Origin of the sequence: Arthrobacter sp. TB 26 (assembly GCF_000427315.1) — a bacterium.
Taxonomy (GTDB): domain Bacteria; phylum Actinomycetota; class Actinomycetes; order Actinomycetales; family Micrococcaceae; genus Arthrobacter.
Map to the genome: position 1 here is coordinate 7,596 of NZ_AUPJ01000207.1, position 3,841 is coordinate 11,436.

The window sequence follows — 3,841 nt, forward strand, 5'->3', positions numbered from 1 at the left end:
GTGTGCCTGCCGCAGTCCGGCGACGGTGTCGCGGAGCGGCTAACCGCCGGGACGGCTGGGGATGTACTGCACCGCCCATTTGTTGCCGTCCGGATCAGCGAAGTAGACGAAGCGCCCCCAGTCCTGGACGTCGACGTCGCTGACGTCCACGCCGTTGTCCTTGAGCTGTTTGTGGGCGGCCTGGATGTCGCTGACCACGAGCTGCAGGCTGGGGGCCGTTCCCGGCGGGGCGTCATTGAGCCCCTCGCCGATGGCTATCGAGCAGCCGGAGCGCTGCTATTTTCCGGGAGGGCTTAGCCGGCCACGCCGTAGAGGCGGTCGCCGGCGTCGCCCAGGCCCGGGACGATGTAGGACTTCTCATTGAGCTTCTCGTCGATCGATGCGAGCACGATCGTCACGTTGGCGTCGGCAAGCTCTTCTTCCAGCTTCGCCAGGCCTTCCGGGGCGGCCAGAAGGCAGATGCAGGTGACGTCGGAAGCGCCGCGCTTGAAGAGGAACTTGATGGCCTCGCGCAGCGTGCCGCCGGTGGCGAGCATGGGGTCCAGAACGAAGATCTGCCGGTCGGTGAGATCCTCGGGGAGGCGTTCGGCGTAGGTGATGATGTCCAGTGTCTCTTCATCGCGGGCCATGCCCAGGAAGCCGACCTCGGCGGTGGGGACCAGCTTGGTCATGCCCTCGAGCATGCCGAGTCCGGCGCGCAGGATGGGGACCACCAGCGGGGTGGGCTTGGTGAAAGCGGTGCCGATGGTGGTGCTGACCGGCGTCTCGATAGTCACCGGTTCGGTGCGGACTTCGCGGGTGGCCTCGTACGCCAGGAGCGTGACGAGTTCCTCGGTGAGCTGGCGGAAGACCGGGGACGGGGTGTTCTTGTCCCGCAGAACGGTGAGCTTATGGGCGACCAGCGGGTGGTCCACAACGAGAGTGCGCATGGGTCAAAACTATCACCCGGCGGCAGGGGGCCCGCCCGTGGGACCGCGGGTCCCGACGTCGTTCTTCTCCCCCGGAGCACCGCTGCCGGCGGCGCCGTCGCGCAGGTGGACCTCGTTGTCGAAAGTCGGTGCGGGTCCGGCGTGTTCCCGGTGCCGCAGGACATGGAAGAGCCGGTGGGCCAGGATCACTATCCCGACCCAGGCCAGTCCCAGGACCCATCCGATGATCACATCGGTCATCCAGTGGTGGCCCAGATAGACCCGGCTCATGCCCATCGCGAAGATGAACACCGCCCCCGCCGCGATCAGGCTGACCCGGGCCAGGGTGCGCTTGATCTGCAGGCAGGCGAGGTACACCACCAGCCCGATCACCACCGTGGTGTTGAGCGTGTGGCCGCTCGGGAACGACGGCGAGGTTTCGTAGGGCGGGACGGCGTCGGCGTGGTCCGGGCGGGTGCGGCCGATCAGTTTCTTGCCCACGGTCGTCGCGGTCACGGAGACGGCGGCAGCACCTCCGATCAGGATCAGCGGCCGCCAGGTCCGGCTGGCCCAGATGAGCCACGCCGTGAGGATACTGGCGAGGATGGGCATCCCGATCCCGCCGCCGATGTTGGTGAAGCCCGTGACAAACGCATCCAGGCCGGGGCTGCGGAGCTGCTCCATCATCCCGAGGGTGGGCTTGTCCAGGTTCGCCAGGCCGGCGTCGTCCACGACGTTGTCATAGACCTCGGCACTCAACAGCGCCAGGACCAGCACCACCACGCCGCCGATGAGCATCGTGGCCCACAGCGCCGCGTAGGGCACCACCCATTTGCCCCAACGCTGCGTCAACCAGCTCTCTGTCCCGGTGTTCACGGTTTCTCCCGAATGTAGGTGCCGGTGTAGTTGCCGGGCAGCCGGGCTGCACAGCTTGCTTAGTGTCGAAACTATCATTGAGCCATGACTTCCCCCGAGCCCCGCCATGCCGAATGGATGGGCCTTGCCCTCACCGAGGCGCGCGCCGCTCTGGCCACCGAAGACGTGCCGATCGGCGCCGTCGTCATCGGCCCCGACGGCACGGTACTCGGCCGCGGGCGCAACGAACGCGAGGCGCTCGGCGACCCGACGGCGCACGCGGAGATGGTGGCCATCCGTGAGGCCGCCGCCCGGCTGCAGGAAATAACCGCCCGGGGCGGGAGCGCCGGTGACGGCTGGCGGCTGGCGGACTGCACGCTGGTGGTCACGCTGGAACCCTGCGCCATGTGCGCCGGCGCCGTGGTGCTGGCCCGGATTCCCCGGGTGGTCTTCGGTGCCTGGGACGAGAAGGCCGGGGCCGCCGGGTCCGTGTTCGACATCCTCCGCGAGCGCCGGCTCAACCACTGGGTGGAAGTGTATGGCGGGGTCCGGGAACAGGAGTGCGCAGCGTTGCTGCGGGACTTCTTTGCCGGGCACCGCGGCGCGTAACCCGGGTCCATCACAGTTCCCCCGTGCCGGTGTTCCCAGGAGTCTTACCTGCCGTCGGCGGAGCCTGCCGCGGCGGCCGCCAGGCCGTCGATCCTCTTCTGCCGGGTGGCCGGTGAATCGAGGCTGAAGGCGCGAAAATCGCCCAGGTCCTCGCGGATCCAGTCCTCGACTTCGGCAATCCGGCGCGTCACGGCGGCCGTGGGCGCGTGGAACACCCAGGGCACGATCCGTTCCTTGCCGGGATCGTATTGCCACAGCCCGATGATCCGGCCCCGGTCGAAGATGGGATGGTCCGGGAGGTCCGCCTGCAGCGCGAGCGAACCCAGGGCCTTCGTGTGCTGGTCCTCGTCGGCAAGCAGTTCGGCGGCGTTGCGCCGCAACAGCGTGAGGGAGTCCGTTCCGGCAAGCAATTGGATCTGCTCCCCGGCCGGCTCTTCAAACGCGGCGAGCCGTTCGACGTCGTCGGGCAGCATCCACAGCGTGTCCCCGGCGGCGGTGGGAACTTCGACCGCGCCGGCTCCGGCCAGCGACGCCCTGCTCTGGGCCACGGTGAAAGCCGTGAACCACTGCGACTGTTTGAAGGTGGCCCCTCCGGTCCAGCCAAGGTAGCGGCGGATCATCTCGGTGCGGGCATCGTCGTCGTCGAGCGGGCTCGGCGGCAGGTCCCACAGCTCGTAGGCGTAGCGCTGCTGGTCCAGGCGCCCGTTGGCCGGGACGCGGCGGATCCGGCCCTGCGACTGCAGGATGCCGAGGGCGGTGGGCAGCGTGGTGGTGGCGCCTTTCTTCTTGCCCTCCTCGCCGAGGTTCCGCACGGATTCGCCGAGTTCCTCCTTGAGCTGCCGCGGATCCATCGGGACGGCGGCATCGGCGAGCGTGTGCAGCACCTGCTCCTCCAGCAGGGTGATTTCGCCGCGGTCCACGCCGAGCCGGCCGACCACCTTGACCGCAGCCTCGGCCGCGTCCCGGCCGAGCTGCAGGGCCCAGGCGAAGTCGTCCCGGCCTAGGACGTAGGTGCAGCCGCGCGCCGTCGGGACTTCCAGGATCCGGTGCGCCAGGACGTCGGAGTCCACTTGTGCGCGGCGGATGCCGGCCCGGGCGAAGAGTGTGAGGTAGGGGTTGGCGCCGCCAACGGAGCGTGCCCAGCCCGCCCGGGCGAACACCTGTTCCGAGGTGCAGCCAGCCAGTGAGCCGTCCAGGCCCTGCTTGTGCCAGGCCCAGGCGCGGAGCCGCTCCCGGGTGAGGGTCCGGGCCGGCGGCGCGTTCGCCGTCAGGGGCTGCGTGGTCAGGGGCTCGGGCGTCATGGGGTCATTGTCCACCAGCTTGTGCGGCAGGGGAATCTTCCGCGGCAGCCTTTTCCGGCCTCCCGACGGGCGGCAGCCCGGTCGGGCGTACCGGGTCAAGGGTTTCCAGCACGGTCCGGGCTGTGGCCTCCCAGCCGGGCAGTCTGTCCCGGGCGTCAACCGCGGCGG

Annotated in this window: 4 protein-coding genes and 1 pseudogene; 1 reads left to right on the top strand and 4 read right to left on the bottom strand. The window is 69.3% G+C overall.

Annotated features, from left to right (window positions below; genetic code table 11):
- Positions 1 to 39: 39 nt before the first annotated feature.
- The 3 genes and pseudogenes from K789_RS22555 to K789_RS0107390 all read right to left on the bottom strand — a co-directional run.
- Positions 40 to 270: pseudogene (locus tag K789_RS22555) on the bottom strand (VOC family protein); the annotation flags it as partial.
- A 23-nt stretch (positions 271 to 293) separates the two neighbouring features.
- Positions 294 to 929 (bottom strand): uracil phosphoribosyltransferase, encoded by a 636-nt coding sequence (gene upp / locus K789_RS0107385; protein ID WP_024366205.1) that lies wholly within the window; start codon positions 927 to 929, stop codon positions 294 to 296.
- 12 nt (positions 930 to 941) lie between these two features.
- Positions 942 to 1,784, bottom strand: coding sequence for a phosphatase PAP2 family protein (locus K789_RS0107390; RefSeq protein ID WP_024366206.1), 843 nt, complete (start codon positions 1,782 to 1,784; stop codon positions 942 to 944).
- Positions 1,785 to 1,868: 84 nt separating this feature from the next.
- Here K789_RS0107390 and K789_RS0107395 point away from each other — a divergent pair, with 84 nt between their 5' ends.
- Entirely contained in the window at positions 1,869 to 2,372 is a 504-nt protein-coding gene (locus K789_RS0107395; RefSeq protein ID WP_024366207.1) for a nucleoside deaminase, read from the top strand.
- 44 nt (positions 2,373 to 2,416) lie between these two features.
- Here the strand turns inward: K789_RS0107395 and K789_RS0107400 are convergent, their stop codons facing one another.
- Positions 2,417 to 3,673 (bottom strand): DNA glycosylase AlkZ-like family protein, encoded by a 1,257-nt coding sequence (locus K789_RS0107400; protein ID WP_024366208.1) that lies wholly within the window; start codon positions 3,671 to 3,673, stop codon positions 2,417 to 2,419.
- Between the last annotated feature and the right edge of the window lie 168 nt (positions 3,674 to 3,841).

Bases quoted from the DNA above. Each gene is read 5' to 3' on its own strand.
- upp (WP_024366205.1), bottom strand. From the start codon at position 929: ATGCGCACTCTCGTTGTGGACCACCCGCTGGTCGCCCATAAGCTCACC.
- K789_RS0107395 (WP_024366207.1), top strand. From the start codon at position 1,869: ATGACTTCCCCCGAGCCCCGCCATGCCGAATGGATGGGCCTTGCCCTC.
- K789_RS0107400 (WP_024366208.1), bottom strand. From the start codon at position 3,673: ATGACGCCCGAGCCCCTGACCACGCAGCCCCTGACGGCGAACGCGCCG.